Source organism: Streptomyces sp. NPDC059003 (assembly GCF_042740445.1).
Classification (GTDB): domain Bacteria; phylum Actinomycetota; class Actinomycetes; order Streptomycetales; family Streptomycetaceae; genus Streptomyces.
This window is the reverse complement of sequence record NZ_JBHYJH010000071.1, coordinates 1-14,742: the sequence shown is the minus strand read 5'-3', so window position 1 is coordinate 14,742 and position 14,742 is coordinate 1. Positions and strand designations below refer to the sequence as shown.

Annotated in this window: 13 protein-coding genes; 5 read left to right on the top strand and 8 right to left on the bottom strand. The window is 70.8% G+C overall.

What is annotated here, in order from left to right:
* The first annotated feature begins 38 nt into the window (after positions 1-38).
* Both ACFWZ5_RS23935 and ACFWZ5_RS23930 read left to right on the top strand, forming a co-directional pair.
* A complete protein-coding gene (locus ACFWZ5_RS23935; RefSeq protein ID WP_384791386.1) occupies positions 39-1,352 on the top strand; it encodes an ATP-grasp domain-containing protein in 1,314 nt (437 codons plus the stop codon).
* The gene (locus tag ACFWZ5_RS23930) at positions 1,349-2,614 is read left to right on the top strand and encodes an MFS transporter (RefSeq protein ID WP_384791389.1); all 1,266 of its coding nucleotides are present in this window, start codon (positions 1,349-1,351) and stop codon (positions 2,612-2,614) included. Before ACFWZ5_RS23935 ends, ACFWZ5_RS23930 begins: the two co-directional genes overlap by 4 nt.
* On the opposite strand, the gene ACFWZ5_RS23925 is transcribed toward ACFWZ5_RS23930, so the two are convergent.
* The 4 genes from ACFWZ5_RS23925 to ACFWZ5_RS23910 form a co-directional block, all read right to left on the bottom strand.
* A complete protein-coding gene (locus ACFWZ5_RS23925) occupies positions 2,579-2,737 on the bottom strand; it encodes a hypothetical protein (RefSeq protein WP_384791393.1) in 159 nt (52 codons plus the stop codon). The two genes, ACFWZ5_RS23930 and ACFWZ5_RS23925, sit on opposite strands and share 36 nt — an antisense overlap.
* On the bottom strand, positions 2,734-4,020 hold the full coding sequence (locus ACFWZ5_RS23920; RefSeq protein WP_384791396.1) for a phophatidylserine decarboxylase associated domain-containing protein: 1,287 nt from the start codon (positions 4,018-4,020) through the stop codon (positions 2,734-2,736). The genes ACFWZ5_RS23925 and ACFWZ5_RS23920 overlap by 4 nt, the downstream gene beginning before the upstream one ends.
* A gap of 327 nt (positions 4,021-4,347) precedes the next feature.
* A complete protein-coding gene (locus tag ACFWZ5_RS23915) occupies positions 4,348-5,319 on the bottom strand; it encodes an NADP-dependent oxidoreductase (RefSeq protein ID WP_384791399.1) in 972 nt (323 codons plus the stop codon).
* A gap of 202 nt (positions 5,320-5,521) precedes the next feature.
* A complete protein-coding gene (locus tag ACFWZ5_RS23910) occupies positions 5,522-6,217 on the bottom strand; it encodes a type 1 glutamine amidotransferase domain-containing protein (RefSeq protein WP_384791402.1) in 696 nt (231 codons plus the stop codon).
* A gap of 250 nt (positions 6,218-6,467) precedes the next feature.
* On the opposite strand from ACFWZ5_RS23910, the gene ACFWZ5_RS23905 reads away from it, so the two are divergent.
* The 3 genes from ACFWZ5_RS23905 to ACFWZ5_RS23895 all read left to right on the top strand — a co-directional run bounded on the left by ACFWZ5_RS23905 (position 6,468) and on the right by ACFWZ5_RS23895 (position 10,952).
* Positions 6,468-7,127: an NADPH-dependent F420 reductase gene (locus ACFWZ5_RS23905; protein ID WP_384791405.1), complete on the top strand. Its 660-nt coding sequence runs from the start codon at positions 6,468-6,470 to the stop codon at positions 7,125-7,127.
* Positions 7,128-7,377: 250 nt separating this feature from the next.
* On the top strand, positions 7,378-8,940 hold the full coding sequence (gene murJ / locus ACFWZ5_RS23900) for a murein biosynthesis integral membrane protein MurJ (protein ID WP_384791549.1): 1,563 nt from the start codon (positions 7,378-7,380) through the stop codon (positions 8,938-8,940).
* 254 nt (positions 8,941-9,194) lie between these two features.
* Positions 9,195-10,952 carry an ABC transporter ATP-binding protein gene (locus tag ACFWZ5_RS23895; RefSeq protein WP_384791552.1) on the top strand — a complete coding sequence of 586 codons (1,758 nt, stop codon included), beginning with the start codon at positions 9,195-9,197 and terminating at the stop codon, positions 10,950-10,952.
* Between the two features lie 148 nt (positions 10,953-11,100).
* Here ACFWZ5_RS23895 and ACFWZ5_RS23890 read toward each other — a convergent pair whose 3' ends face one another.
* From ACFWZ5_RS23890 to ACFWZ5_RS23875, 4 genes are all read right to left on the bottom strand, one after another.
* Complete coding sequence (locus ACFWZ5_RS23890) at positions 11,101-11,448, bottom strand: hypothetical protein (RefSeq protein WP_384791408.1); 348 nt, start codon at positions 11,446-11,448, stop codon at positions 11,101-11,103.
* A 26-nt stretch (positions 11,449-11,474) separates the two neighbouring features.
* Positions 11,475-12,383, bottom strand: a complete 909-nt coding sequence (locus ACFWZ5_RS23885; RefSeq protein WP_384791411.1) for a radical SAM protein — start codon at positions 12,381-12,383, stop codon at positions 11,475-11,477.
* Between the two features lie 419 nt (positions 12,384-12,802).
* The gene (locus ACFWZ5_RS23880) at positions 12,803-13,009 is read right to left on the bottom strand and encodes a hypothetical protein (RefSeq protein ID WP_384791414.1); all 207 of its coding nucleotides are present in this window, start codon (positions 13,007-13,009) and stop codon (positions 12,803-12,805) included.
* Between the two features lie 310 nt (positions 13,010-13,319).
* A complete protein-coding gene (locus ACFWZ5_RS23875) occupies positions 13,320-14,498 on the bottom strand; it encodes a helix-turn-helix domain-containing protein (protein ID WP_384791418.1) in 1,179 nt (392 codons plus the stop codon).
* Positions 14,499-14,742 lie beyond the last annotated feature (244 nt).

Sequence of the window (14,742 nt, the reverse complement as noted above, 5' to 3'; positions counted from 1 at the left end):
ACGCGCCGACTCTCGGCGGCCGGGCACACCGTTGGCACATGATCTTCTCAGCCGCGTACACCCCCGCCCAGGGCCGACCGTCCACCGGACCACGGCCCGCGACGGACACCGCAGGACGCCCTCGCGTCCTGGTCGTCGGCGGCAGGCCGGCGCATGTGCGCAAGGCCCGTGAGCTCGGCCTGGACGTGGTGCACGCCCAGTTCCCGGACGCGTACGGCGACGGCCACCGGCCCCACGTCGATCAGGCGCTGCTGCTCGACTACGTCGACACCGACCGGCTCCTTCCGCTGGTCCGGACGTTGCACGAGGCACACCCGTTCCGGGCCGCCGTGTCGCTGTTCGAGCTCGGGCTGCTGCCGGCGGCGCGGATCAACGAGGCGCTCGGCCTCGGCGGTGAGTCCGTCGCCACCGTGGAACTCCTGATGGACAAGGGGCGGATGCGTCGGCACCTGGCCGCGCGGGGCATCAGCCCTGTGGCCGCCGCGGTCGGCCGATCCACCCAGGACGTCCGGGAGTTCGCCGCGGCGCACGGGCTCCCGATCATCGTCAAGCCGATCCGCGAATCGGGCAGCCTGGGGGTGTTCCGCGTCCGCGACCGGGCCGACGTGGACACCGTCGCCGAACGGTTCCGGTCCCTCGACGACAGGCAGTGGGGCGCCGGGGACCTGGCCTGTGCCGACTCCTTCGACGCGTTCCTCATGGAGGAGTTCCTGGAAGGACCGGAGATCAGCGTCGAGACCCTGACCTTTGACGGCCGGCACGTCGTCGTCGCGGTGACCGACAAGGAGACCGGCGGACCTGGTTTCGTCGAGGTCGGCCACGCGCAGCCCAGCGGCTGCCCGCCCGAGACACTGCGCGAGGTCACCCACCTGGTGACGGACTTCCTCGACGCGGTGGGGCTGCGGGGCGGCCCGGCGCACACCGAGATCAAGCTGACCGCGCGCGGCCCGCGGATCGTCGAGTCGCACAACCGCGTCGGCGGCGACCGCATCAACGAACTGACCGAGCTCGCCCACGGCGTCGACATGGAGCGCTACGCCCTGAGCGCCGGGCTCGGCCTGATGGAGCCGCTGGCCACATCTCCGGAGCCGCGTGGCGGCGCGGCCGTACGGTTCCTCACGCCGGAGCCCGGACGCGTCGTGGAGGTGACCGGCGTCGACGCCGTACGCGCGGACCCGGCGTGCGTCGACCTCCAGCTGGAGGTGGGCCAGGGGGACGAGGTGCCCCAACTGACCTGGAACGAGGAGAAGGTCGGGCACGTCGTCGCCCGCGGCGCCACCGCCACCGAGGCGATCGCCCACAGCAGACGCCTTGCCGCGGCCGTCCGCGTACGCACGGAGCCCGTCGCATGAGCACGGCACCACCGACCCGGCCGGACACCGACGAGCCGCGATTCCGCGACGCGCTGCGCGGCCTGCCCGCCAGGGTGTGGGTCATCAGCCTCGGCATCCTGGTCAACCAGGTCGGCAACTTCCTGCCCGTGTTCATCGTGCTCTACCTGACCGGGCGCGGCCACTCCGCCGGTGCCGCGGGGCTCGTCCTCGCCGCGTCCGGAGTGGGCAAAGTGCTCGGCAACGCCGTCGGCGGCCACCTCGCCGACAGGATCGGCCGACGCTGGACCATCGTCCTCTCCGCCGTGACCACCTCCGGCCTCACGGCGCTTGTGCCGGCCCTCGGACCGCTGCCGCTCATCGTCGCGATGGTCGGGCTCATCGGCGTGACCTCGCAGATCTACCGGCCCGCCGCGGCCGCCGTGCTGCTCGACTCCGTGGCGGCGACCCACAAGGAACGGCTCGCCGCCTTCGGGGTGTTCCGGTTCGCGATGAACGTGGGCGCCGCCCTGGGCGGCGTCATCGGCGGCGTCCTTGCCAGCACCTCCTATGTGGGGCTCTTCCTGGGCAACGCCGCCGCGTGCCTGCTGTTCGGCGTGGTCGTGGGCGTGCTGCTGCGGGACGCTCCCGCAGCGCGGTCCGACGAGGACGCCGACTCGGTCCCGCGGGCGGACCAGGAGGCCGGGTACCGGCAGGCGCTCGCCGACCGCACCCTGACGCGGTTCCTGCTGATGACCGTGTGCGCCGAGTTCGTCTACGTCCAGTCCACCGTCGGCCTGCCCCTGCACGTCAGCGACGTGGGCCTGAGCGAGCGTGACTTCGGTCTCCTCATCGGGCTCAACGGCCTGCTCGTGCTGGCGCTCGAACTGCCCCTCACCGGCGCGGTCGCCCGGTACCGGCCGGAGCGCGTACTGGCTGTCGGCAACCTGATCACCGGCGTCGGCCTCGCGCTGACCGGGTTCATGACCGGCATGGTCCCGCTGGCGGCGACGGTGCTCCTCTGGACGCTCGGCGAGATGCTGACCAGCTCCATCTCCCAGGCCTACCTGGGCAGCCTGGCCCCGCCGCACATGGTCGGGCGCTACCAGGGGCTGCACGGCGTCGCGTACACGACCGGCACGGGCGCCGGACCGCTGATCGGCGGCGCCGTGTACGCGCTCGGCCCCTGGGCGCTGTGGGCCCTGACCGGCGTGGCCGGGCTCCTGTCCGCCCACCTCAGCCTGGAACGCCGCCGCGCGGCGCCCGCCTCAGTGGCCGGGCAGCGTGAAGTCGGGGAGCAGTGAGATCTGGTTGGCGACCCCGTCGGCGCCGCCCAGCTCCAGATAGGTGGCGCTCAAGCCGGCGCACTCGTCGACGAGGTACTGCTTGGGCGTCTTCGCCCCGAAGTCGATGTCCCGGGCGCTCAACTGGACTGTGCGATCTGCGCGTTGACCTTGATCGGGGCGCCCTTCTCCATGTCGCCCGTGGTGTTCTGCGGGACGGTGAAGTGGTCGACGGCCCCCGGCTGGAACACCAGGCACATGCTGGAACCGCCGTAGCTGAACCAGCCCAGCTCGTCGCCCTTCTTCACCACGTCGTTCTCATGGACGTCGATGGTGATCGAGGAGATCTCCGTGATGCCGATGGGCATGACGCAGACCGTGCCGATCGGCGCGGCGCTCTCGATGTAGATGAGCCCCCGGGTGTTGACGGCCGTCTCGTACCCCTGCGACTGCGTGCCCGCGTCCGGGTCCACCCCCGCGGTTTCCGCGTCGCTGAACATCAGCGCCTCGACCCGCTCGACCTTGCGGACGATGCCGTCGACCGGCGCGCGCCAGCGGTGGTAGTTGCCGCCGGACAGGAACGACTGGAACACCGTGCCGCCGGTGAAAAGTCTCGTGTGGTCCTCGTCGCCGTTGAGCATGTTGAACAGCGAATAGGGCTGCCCCTTGAGCCAGAAGGTGTCGGACCGCTGCACCTGCGAGGCGTACTTGACCACCCTTCCGTCGTTCGCGGACACGATGCACTTGGCGTCGGTCGTGCCGTCGATGGGACGGGCGCTCGACTTGACCTCCCGATGGAAGAAGTCGTTGAACGAGAGGAATCCCCCGTGCGCGTCAGCGGGATCCGGAATCACGAAATCGTCGAGGGTGAGTTCGTCGACGGCCGCCGGTGACAGCCAGCCGTCCTCCTTGTTCACCACACTCAGGCTGTCCCCGCTGTCCAGGTACGTGCACCAGTCCTTGAGGACCGCGCGCAGCGCGTCGTTGAACGCCGTATTGCGGAACACCGCCTCACCGGCCGGCGTCATCATCATGTAGACGAAGAGAGCCGACAACGGGAAGAAGTTGCGCTCGGTGCCGGGCGGGCCGTAGCGCGGGGCATAGGTGACGATGTGGTCCAGGTGGTCGAGCAGGTCGGGGATGTCCTGCACGTTCTGGTGCGCGGAGCCGACCTGGTCGATCATCTGGGTCACATACATCCGGACGATGCCGTCCTGGTCGAGCAGCTGCTCCAGCTGGGTCACTCCGTCGGTGCGGTGGAGCGCCTTCTTCGCCCGCTTGCTCTCGACTTCCCGGGTGAACTCGGCATGCCAGGAGCCGATGGCGGCCCTGTCCTTGGGGAGATATCCCGCGGCCCGTCCGAATGAGTTGCGGTACCGCCTTTCGATCTCTTTCGCGTTGCTGTCGCGCGCGGATCCGAACCTCATGGCAATCCTCCCACTCGACACGCTGTCCCGATGCGCCAGGCAAAGGGCAGACGCCCGCGCATTATTTGAAGCATTGAGGGAATGCCGAGGTAGTCCGCGGGCGCTCCACCCAGGATGGCCACGGGTCAGCACATGCCAACAGCGTGGAATCGGCCAAGGCTCTCCTGGCCGTGACAGCGCATCGATCCGGCCATATTCTCTGTATTTCCAGCATATTTCGCCGCGCGTTTCCAGCGGAATTGCGCGGAGCCGGAAAGCCTGGCCGGGCGGTGATTCCGCAGGCGGGTGTCCCGTATACGAGTGTCCCGTATACGAAAGGCCGCGGTGTCAGGGATTGACGGTGAGGACGATCTTTCCGGTGGTGCGGCCCGCCTCGCCCAATTCATGGGCCTGAGCGGCCTGTTCGAGGGGGAACACCGCGTCGACGAGCACCCGCAGGCGGCCCTCCTCGACCAGCCTGGTGATCTCGCGCAGCCCCTGCTGGTCCGGCTCGACGAGCATGAACACCGCGCGCACCCCGGCCTCTTCGGCCTGCCGGGCGGGGAACGTGTCGTCCGGCGGCAGGATCGAGACGAGCGTGCCGCCCCGGCGCACCGTACGCAGCGAGCGGGCCCAGTTGGCGCCGCCAATACTGTCGACGACGACATCGACGTCGCGCACGGTGTCGGCGACGTCCTGGACGCGGTAGTCGACGAGCTCGTCGGCGCCGAGCGTGCGCAGCAGGTCGTGCTTGGCGGCGCTCGCGGTGCCGATGACGTACGCGCCGCGGGCCTTGGCGATCTGCACGGCCAGATGGCCCACGCCGCCGGCCGCCGCATGGATCAGGACCCGCTGCCCGGGCTCGACGCGGGCCGTGTCGACGAGCGCCTGCCACGCGGTGAGCGCCGCCAGCGGCAGGGCGCCCGCCTGGAGGGGGTCGAGGCCGCGCGGGCGCGGGGCGAAGTGGCGGGCCGGAGCGGTGACGTACTCGGCGTACGCGCCCGCCGGGTGAGGGAAGCGCGGCATGCCGAACACCTCGTCACCGACCTCGAAGATCGTCACGCCCGCGCCGACGGCCGCCACGACTCCGGCCACGTCGAAGCCGAGCGTGAAGGGCGGCACCGACCCGTCGGCGAACACGCCGCGCTCGCGGGTCTTCCAGTCGGCGGGGTTCACGCCCGCCGCGCGCACGCGGACCAGGACCTCGCCCCGGCCCGGCACCGGCCGCGGCGCCTCGACGACCTTCAGGACGTCGGGGGCTCCGGCGCGGTCCTGGGACACGGCGCGCATGGTCGAAGGGGCGGTGAGGGGCTGCGTCATGAAGGTGTTCCTTCTCGGGGCGGTGCGACGGGGTTCCCGTGCCCGTGTGCCGGGCACGGCCCCAGACTGCCCCGCCGGGAACGCCCCCGGTGGTGGCGGAACGGCCAGGTCCTGCAAGGATCCGGCCACGCCTCGCGGCGGCGCTCCGGCCCGGGACGAGCGCTCCGGCCCGGGACCGGCCCTCCGGCCCTCCGGCCCGGGATCAGCCCAGCTTCTTCAGGAGCTCGGCGGCCACCGCGGCGGAGGACGCCGGGTTCTGGCCGGTGACCAGATTGCGGTCGACGACCACGTGCGAGGCCCACGGCTCGCCCGCCACGAAGTCGGCGCCCGCCGCCACCAGCCGGTCCTGGAGCAGCCACGCCGCCTTGTCCGCCAGACCGGCCTGGGTCTCCTCGGCGTTGGTGAACCCGGTCAGGCGGTAGCCCGCGAACGCGTTGGTGCCGTCGTCCTTCGTGGCGGCGAGCAGCGCGGCCGACGCGTGGCACACGACGGCGAGCGGCGTGCCCGACTCCAGGGCCAGCGTCAGGAGCTCGCCCGACGTGGCGTCGACGGCGAGGTCCTCCATCGGGCCGTGGCCGCCGGGGTAGAACACCGCGGCGTAGTCGGCCGGGTCCACGTCCTCCAGGCGGAGGGGCGCGGTGAGCTCGGTGAAGGCGGCGAGCGCGGCCGTGACCCTGTCGGCGCCCTCCTGGCCGCCGTTGGCCTCCGGCGCGAGGCTGGCCCTGTCGACGGTCGGCACGACTCCGCCCGGCGTGGCGACCACGATGTCGTGGCCCGCGGCCCTGAACGCCGCGTACGGCGCCACGGCCTCCTCGGCCCAGAAGCCGGTGGGGTGCTTCGTCCCGTCGGCGAGAGTCCAGTGCTCGGCGCCGGTCATCACGTAAAGAATCTTCGACATGCCTCGAAGGTAGGCGCCCCGAACCATAGGGAGCCAATAGAAGAACCAGTGGCTGCCATCGGGAATCCGATGGCATGGCGAGCGGCTGCCGGGAATACGCAGCCAGGCACGGGCCCCGCCCCCGCACGGGCGCTGAGCGGCCAAGAATCACCGAATGCGAGGGAAATAGTCCCGCCGACCTCGAGGTTGCAGGCACATCACCTGTGCGGCCGCGGCATCCCGTCGTGGCGCACCCGGCCTGGAGGACCCCATGAAGATCGGCATCATCGGCGCGGGCAACATCGGCGGCAATCTCACCCGCCGCCTGACCGCCCTCGGCCACGACGTGTCCGTGGCCAACTCCCGCGGCCCGCACACCCTCACCGACCTCGCCGAGGAGACCGGCGCCACCCCCGTCACCGTGGCGCAGGCCGCGCGCGGCGCGCAGGTCGTCGTCGTGACGATCCCGCTGAAGAACATCCCCGACCTGCCGTCCGGCCTGGTCGACGAGGCCGCCGACGGCGTCGCCGTGATCGACACCGGCAACTACTACCCGAAGGAGCGCGACGGCAGGATCGACGCCATCGAGGGCGGCGAGACGGAGAGCCGCTGGACCGAGCGGCACATCGGCCACCCGGTGATCAAGGCGTTCAACGGCACGTACGCCGTCGACATCCTCGACAAGCCGCTGCCCAAGGGCGACCCCGAGCGCATGGCGCTGCCCGTCGCCGGGGACGACGGAACGGCCAAGCAGGCCGTCCGCGACCTCATCGACGAGCTCGGCTTCGACACCGTCGACGCGGGCGGCATCGACGAGTCCTGGCGTCAGCAGCCCGACACCCCCGTCTACGGCCTGCGGGCGGGCGTCGACGAGGTCACCAAGGCGCTGGCGGCGGCGAGCCCGGAGCGGCCGGAGGCGTTCCGGGCGTAGCCCGCGCATCCCGAGGGAAGGCCGCCCCTTGATCATCGCCAGGTAGGTTGGCGTGATGGTGGAGGGGACTGCGTCGAAGAGGGGGCGGCACGCCGCGCCGCGTACGAGGAGCGGGCTCAAGCTCCGTACGAAGGGCGGGGGCACGCCGCGTACGAAGGGCGGGGGCACGCCGCATACGCGGGGCGGGAGCAGGCCGCACAGGAAGCGCGGGAGCGGAGCGGGAGGCGGGCTCGCCCGCTCCTCGCTGCTCATGGCCGCGGGCACCGTCGTGTCCCGCGCCACGGGCCTGATCCGGCAGGTGCTCCAGGCGGCCGCGCTCGGCACCGGCCTGCTCGCCAGCACGTACAACACGGCGAACACCGTGCCCACCGGGCTCTACACACTCCTGATCGGCGGCGCCCTCAACGCCGTGCTGGTGCCGCAGCTCGTCCGCGCCCGGTCCACCCAGGCCGACGGCGGCCAGGCCTACGAGCAGCGCCTGGTCACGCTCGTGCTGTGCGTGCTCGCGGTGGGCACGGCGCTCGCCGTGTGGGCGGCGCCGCAGATCGTCGGCCTGTACATGCGGGACACGCCGCAGAACCACGAAGCGTTCGAACTCACCGTCGTCTTCGCCCGGTTCCTGCTGCCGCAGATCTTCTTCTACGGCATGTTCGGCATGCTCGGACAGGTCCTCAACGCGCGCGAGAAGTTCGGCGCGATGATGTGGACACCGGTCCTCAACAACCTCGTGCTCATCGGCATGTTCGCCGCCTACCTCGGCCTGATGACGGCCCCGGACCACGTCGCGGACATCACGCCCGCCCAGGTCCGGCTCCTGGGACTCGGCACCACCCTCGGCATCGCGCTCCAGGCCCTCGCCCTGGTCCCGTACGTCCGCGCCGCCGGGTTCCGCTTCCGGCCGCGCTTCGACTGGCGCGGCGCGGGCCTGCGCAAGAGCGCCCAGGCCGCCCGCTGGACCCTGCTGTTCGTCCTCGCCAACCAGGTCGCGCTGACCGTCGTCACGAACTACGCCAACGCCGCCGACCAGCGACTGCCCACCGCGGGCGCCGGATACACGGCGTACTCGTACGCGCAGACCATCTGGCTCCTCCCGCAGTCCATCGTCACCGTCTCCCTGGTCACGGCGCTCCTTCCGCGCCTGAGCACGGCGGCGGCGCAGGGGCGCACCGACGACCTGCGCGGCGAGCTGTCCCGCGCGCTGCGCCTCACGGGCGTCGTGATCGTGCCCGCCGGGTTCTTCTTCCTCGCGCTCGGCCCGCAGACCGCGACGCTGCTCTTCGGCCACGGCACGGCCGACGCCGCCTCCGCGCAGCCGCTCGGCCAGATGCTCCAGGCCTTCGGCCTCGGCCTCATCCCGTTCTCCGCGCAGTACCTGCTCCTGCGCGGCTTCTACGCCTTCGAGGACACGCGGACGCCGTTCTGGATGGCCGTGTGGATCGCCGCCGTGAACATCGCCCTGGCCACCGCCTGCCACCAACTGCTCCCCACCCGCTGGGCGGTCGTCGGCATGGCGGGCGCGTACACGCTGTCGTACGCCGTGGGGCTGCTGCTCACCGCGCGGCTGCTGCGCAGGCGGCTCGACGGGCGCCTGGACGGCCGACGCCTCGCCCGCACCTACGGCAAGCTGGCCCTCGCCGCCGCACCGGCGGGCGCGCTCGCCTGGGCCGTCGCGCGGGCCTGCGCCGACGCGACAGCCGCGGACACGGTGCACACCGCCCTCGCGCTCGCCGCGGGCGCCGCCGCCATGGCCGTCGGCTATGTGCTGCTCGCCCGGCTGCTGCGGGTCGGAGAGCTGCGGCTGCGGCTGCGCTGACGGCGTGCCGCCGGTCGGACGCATGTGCGGATCCGATCAGGTGGAACGGTCCCTGCTGCGTCCTGCCGGGTGTGACTGGCGCAGATCCGGCCGGCGCGGACCCGGCCTCCGGCAAGCGACCGCACGCCGAAAGAGACCCGACCGAGCAGACCGAGGCTGAGCAGAACGTGACCGAACGCAGCGGCACCGAAGACAGCGGCACCGAAAAGTCTGAGAAGCCCGAGAAACCCGATAAGTCCGGGCAGACCGAGCGTCTGCCTGCCAAGGAGACCTGGAGCGTCCTCTACCGCCACTTCCGGCCGCACCGCGGCGTGGTGCTGCTCGGCGGCCTGTTCACGCTGATCGGCGCGGCCACCGGCCTCGCGCAGCCCGTGGCGATCGAGACGCTGCTCGACCGCCTCTCCGACGACGAGTCGATCACCTCGGTCCTCGTCCTGCTGACCGGACTCCTGGTGATCGGCACCGCCGTCGAGTCCATCGGCAGCTACATACTGGAGCGCACCGCCCAGTCCGTCGTCCTCGACTCGCGCCGCTCCCTCATCCAGCGCCTGCTGCGCCTGAAGGTCACCGAGATCGAACGCGTCCAGCCCGGTGACCTGATGTCCCGCGTCACGTCGGACACCACACTGCTCCAGGCGGTCACCACGCAGTCCGTGGTGTCGGCGTTCTCCGGCGCCCTCACCGTCGTCGCGACGATCGTGATGATGGCCTTCATGGACGCCGTGCTCCTCGGCGTCACCCTCGGCGTGATCGTCCTCATCGGCGGGGCCACCGGCCTGGTCATGCCGCAGATCTCCAAGGCCACCCAGCGGTCCCAGGCGGCGGTCGGGGAGATCTCGACCGCCCTGGAGCGGGCCTTCGGCGCCTTCCGCACCCTGAAGGCCTCCGGCGCCGAACAGCGCGAGATGGCCAAGGTCGAGGCGGCCGCGCGGGAAGCCTGGCGGCACGGCGTGAAGTCGGCCAAGTGGCAGGCGGTGGCGTGGAGTTCCATGGGCTTCGCCATCCAGGTGTCGTTCCTGGCCGTCCTCGGCATCGGCGGCGCGCGCGTGGCGTCCGGGGCGGTATCGGTCGCGACACTCGTGGCGTTCCTGATGCTCCTCTTCTACCTGATCGACCCCGTCAGCCGACTCGTCGACGCCGTCACCCAGTACCAGGTGGGCGCCGCGGCGGTCGCGCGGATCGTCCACGCGGAGCGCATGGAGACCGAGGAGCTGACGGCGTCGGCCCCGGCGGCGGACCCGCTGGACCCCGCGGACCCGGCGCACCGCAAGCCCGCGTCCGTCGCCTTCGAGGACGTCACCTTCCGCTACCGCCCCGACCTGCCGTACGTCCACCACGGCGTGGACTTCACCGTGCCCGGCCCCGGCATGACCGCGTTCGTCGGCCCGTCCGGCGCGGGCAAGACCACCGTGTTCGGCCTCGTCGAGCGGTTCTACGAGGCGACGGGCGGCCGCGTCCTCGTCGACGGCACCGACGTGCGCGACTGGCCGCTCGCCGACCTGCGGGCCGCCATCGGGTACGTCGAGCAGGACGCGCCGGTCCTCGCGGGCACCCTGCGCGAGAACCTGGTCTTCGCCGCCCCCGAAGCCACCGACGACGACCTCCAGGACGTCCTCGTGCGCGCCCGCCTCGACGCCCTCGTCGCACGCCTCCCCGACGGCCTGGACAGCGTGGTGGGCCACCGCGGCTCCAAGCTCTCCGGCGGCGAGCGCCAGCGCGTGGCCATCGCCCGCGCCCTGCTGCGCAAGCCGCGCCTGCTGCTCCTGGACGAGGCCACCTCGCAGCTCGACGCCGTCAACGAACTCGCGCTGCGCGACGTCGTCACCGAGGTGTCCCGTGACGTGACGGTCCTGGTCGTCGCGCACCGCCTCTCCACGGTGACCCTGGCCGACCGGATCGTCGTGATGGACGCGGGCCGGGTCCGCGCGATCGGCACCCACGACGAGCTGGTGGAGGCGGATCCGCTGTACGGGGAGCTGGCGGCGACGCAGTTCCTGGCGACGGCGTCGTGACCCCGCGCGCCGGGGACAGGCCCGAGCCCCTGGTTTCGGGAAGCCCCGATGCTCGCTAGTAGGAGTTCTGAGGGTATTGCCTGGTCAGAGCGCGCGAAAGCCCTCACCGTGCGGCTCTCAGGTAGCGCACGGGGAGGGCCAGTGCCGGTCACTGTTGAATGTGTTCGGAGCTGTCCAAGGCGCGCAGCTGAGCCAGCCGCTGCTGGTACAGGGGTCCGGCCACGTGCGCGGCTCGCGCCTCGCTCGGTGCTGACTGCTCAATGAGGTGGTGGGCCACAGCCTTGAGGTGTGCCGCCCACGCCAACACGTGTTGCTGAGCCGTCCGCCCGCACTCCTGCGGCTCGCCAGGGAGACACAGAGGAAGATCAGGGCCGACCTTGTTCGCGGCGTGCCGGATGTACCCAGCGATGGTGGCCCATTCCTCTTCGCTCCGCTGCACGGCACCGATGGGGGTTTCCGTGCCCCACTTGCTGAAGTCGTCGCCGTGGTCGTCCATTTGTGCGCTCCTGCGGTTCCGGAGGGTCAAGCGGGTGCGCCGATCGTAGCCGCCTCCACCACGGCGTCAGCCTCCCTCGGATCGCAGTGCCCCACGGAGGGGACACACGGTCCGCAGGGCCCGCACATGGGCAGGAACTGAGGCGGTGTGCACGACTGCGCACCTTCTCCGTGTACGGCGGCGATCTCGGCCGTCACCGTGGTCATCTGTTCGCCACCCCAGATTTCGGCGAGCGGGGTTCGGAGCACGTTGCCGATGGTCAGGAACCGCCCCAGCACGCACGGCCAGATGTCCCCGGAAGGGCCGATGGCGCACTTCTCGTGGGCGCAGTGCCCGCACAGGTCGGCGATCGTCGGTGTGGCCCCGTTGCTGGCGCGGCCGAATGCCCGCGTACGGTCCCCGCCGACCGTTTCCACCCCCAGCGCCGCCAGGTCCCGCGCTGCCTCCTGCACGCGCTGACCTTGGTTCACGGCAACGACGCCGCCCCTCAGTGGGATACCAAGGCTGAGCGCTTTGGCCACGTTCGCGCGGGTCCGCTTGTGGGAGCCCCGGAGCCGGGTCACCTGGTCGTGCTCGGTGGCCGTGTCCGAGTAGTACGACGTGGCGAGCTTGACCCCGCACTCCTTGAACGTCTCCCACAGATGACCCCGGATGTGGGTCAAGTTGGAGAACACCTCGACCGACAACCCTGCCCCGTGGGCGTGCGTGATCAGTTCCCGCAGGTGCGGGTACAGGGTCGGTTCGCCGCCGATGAACTGGACGTCCTCGGCGCCCATGGCTGCCAACTGGTCGATGGTGCGTGTCCAGTCCTGCATGGTCATCGTGCCGTGTGTCCCCTGGGGGGACGAGTCGGCATAGCAGTGATCGCAGAACTCGTTGCAGAGTCCCGTCACCTCTAACCATGCGAATTTCAGGGAGTTTTGGGCAGCGCTCATCTGGAGACTCCTTGCGGATGGGATGAGAGATTGCGGCCCGCCCGGCCGACTCCGCTCACGGGAAAAGGGAAGGCGTGCGGCCGGACGGGCGTAGTGCCCCTCCTCGAATGGCGCGGGGTCTGGGCAGCGATCCGAGGAGGGGAGTCTTGAGTACGCGTACGCCCTGGTGCTGGATCAGGTGGCCCGTTGGCGCCCTGATGCGCGGCAGCGTCGGCAGGGGAAGGGGCAGGCTGGGAGTTCGCGTGCCCGGCCCTGTGGAATGTGGACGACGCCGGAGCGCCGATCCAGCGCGCCGCCGAACTGGTCCCACCAGCCGGGCGGAGACTCCGCGTGCGGGCTTGTGGGGTCGTCGATGGGGCCCATCGACTCTGAGGGCAGCGAGAGCTGATCAGCACGCTTGTGGGGCCGTGCAAGGGCAGTCACTGCTGCACCAATTTCAGGAGCAAGGCGCGGAGTTCATCAAGGTCACTGGCGGGACTGAACGTGTCCGTTTCCCACAGCTCCCCATCCCGCAGCGAGGCCAGCGTGACCGTGACCGTCTGGCCGTCCCACGCGAGTGCTTCCCCGATCCGGCCGTCGGACCCCTTGACCAGGTCGCCCGGCGCGGGCACCCACGGGACTGTCACGGCAGTGACCCAACCGGGCGTGTCCAAACCCGTGCCTGCCACGTCTCGTTTTCAGTCGGCTTGCGCAGTCGGCCAGGCGGCGCCGTCCACTCAATCCCTCCGCCCGGGGGTACGAGGTGCACGTTCCCCTCGTGCAGCCTTCGGACTTCCCCGATGCGGCTGTCTGCCGTGTCCACCGCGTACGTTCCCGTGGTGGGAGCCCATTCGTTATCCATGAATCTTCGCCGTCCTCTCGCGCCGTCTCTGCAACGACCATCGGACGGCAACGCCCCACAAACAATTGGGAGTTTGGGGGACGTCTGAGCGAAAGTCACATATCCGCAGGTAGGCGTACCGCGTCAGCCAGTTCCCGGATCTCAGGGGTCAACCGCCTACGCTTGCGCACCACCTTGCCGAGGATGTCCCGCGCGAACCGCTGGTTCGGCAGCCATTCGGGCGAATTGTTCCGGATCTCGGTCAGCTTCTCGACCGCCCGCCCGTAGTTCCGTAGCTCCACCTCGGCGTTCGCCACATCCAATAGGTGACGGTTCCAGTTGTTCGACGTGGGGCGACGACCGCCCATGGGAACGAGGGTGGACAGTCTCAGCACTTCATCCGGGCGCTGCACGACCGAAGCGTTCTCGGCTCGCTTCAAGGCCACGGTGGTCGGCCCGAACGCCCGGAGGAAGTCACCGCCGGGCGCGTGCTCCCGCCCCAGGGCCACAGCGGCGGCATGAGCCAAGCGGAGCGCGTCATCAGCGTCCCCTGGACGCCCGTCCCGCACGCTGGCGGCAGACAGCCGCAGCAGCGCCCAACCCCACGCGCTCAGCTCATCCGGCGTCGCTCTGGACATGCGGGGCTCAAGCTCGTCGGCCCACCGGACAGCCAGCTCGCGGGCCGCTGACAGTCGCCCTTGGCGGAGGAGCAGCCAGCACTGGGTGGTGACCGTGGCGGCTCCCTCCAGTCTGTCGGCGGAGCCGTCCAACGCGCGTGACAAGGCCACCTCCGCAGCCTCGAACTGGCGGGTCTGGACCATGAGCCACCCAGCGAGTTGCAAGAGCCGCACGCGAACTCTCCGGCCTTCCGCACCGAGTAGTTCAGCCTCGCGAAGCAACGGCGGCAGCACGGTGGAAAGCTCCGCGAACTGGTCCCCGGAGAACAGAGGCGTCATGTCCCGTACGAGGGTCTGAACACCCGCCACGGTCGGCGGCACATCATCCGGGCCCAACACCGGCGGCGGACCCATCAGAACGGACCGCACGCCCGCCCAGCGCTCCACGGTGTCAGCATCCGGATCACCGGCCTCTGCCCTGTCGCCCTGTAGATAGCTCGTGGTCGTGCGCAGGGGAGCGGCCAGCTTTCGTAGCGTTTCCAGACGAGGCGTGCCGCCTCGGCCTTGCTCCAGGTTCTCGACGGTCCGGAACGACACCCCGGATGCCTTGGCCAGCTCGCGCTGCGTGAGATCAGCGCGCTTGCGGAGTTCCCTCACCCGATCCCCGACACTGCTCATGGTTCGCAGCGTACGCCGGAGATGCTACGCCAGGCAGGGGATCACTTGTGCGTCCGGCGATCAGCCTCGGAAACACGAAAGGCCCCACCCTCGCCGCCCCGAAGGGTGACGAGCGCGGGGCTCTGTGAGCGTTAGCCGTTCAGGACGCCTGTGAGGCGTGCTGCTGCCTTGCCGCCGAACAGCGCGAGGCCGCAGTAGAAGTCGATGCGGGTGCGGTAGACGGGCTTGTCGTGGGACTCGCCGA

What these genes read in the sequence shown, in the direction of transcription:
- ACFWZ5_RS23935 (WP_384791386.1), top strand. Translation starts at nt 39, where the DNA reads ATGATCTTCTCAGCCGCGTACACCCCCGCCCAGGGCCGACCGTCCACC.
- ACFWZ5_RS23930 (WP_384791389.1), top strand. Translation starts at nt 1,349, where the DNA reads ATGAGCACGGCACCACCGACCCGGCCGGACACCGACGAGCCGCGATTC.
- ACFWZ5_RS23920 (WP_384791396.1), bottom strand. Translation starts at nt 4,020, where the DNA reads ATGAGGTTCGGATCCGCGCGCGACAGCAACGCGAAAGAGATCGAAAGG.
- ACFWZ5_RS23915 (WP_384791399.1), bottom strand. Translation starts at nt 5,319, where the DNA reads ATGACGCAGCCCCTCACCGCCCCTTCGACCATGCGCGCCGTGTCCCAG.
- ACFWZ5_RS23910 (WP_384791402.1), bottom strand. Translation starts at nt 6,217, where the DNA reads ATGTCGAAGATTCTTTACGTGATGACCGGCGCCGAGCACTGGACTCTC.
- ACFWZ5_RS23905 (WP_384791405.1), top strand. Translation starts at nt 6,468, where the DNA reads ATGAAGATCGGCATCATCGGCGCGGGCAACATCGGCGGCAATCTCACC.
- murJ (WP_384791549.1), top strand. Translation starts at nt 7,378, where the DNA reads ATGGCCGCGGGCACCGTCGTGTCCCGCGCCACGGGCCTGATCCGGCAG.
- ACFWZ5_RS23890 (WP_384791408.1), bottom strand. Translation starts at nt 11,448, where the DNA reads ATGGACGACCACGGCGACGACTTCAGCAAGTGGGGCACGGAAACCCCC.
- ACFWZ5_RS23885 (WP_384791411.1), bottom strand. Translation starts at nt 12,383, where the DNA reads ATGAGCGCTGCCCAAAACTCCCTGAAATTCGCATGGTTAGAGGTGACG.
- ACFWZ5_RS23875 (WP_384791418.1), bottom strand. Translation starts at nt 14,498, where the DNA reads ATGAGCAGTGTCGGGGATCGGGTGAGGGAACTCCGCAAGCGCGCTGAT.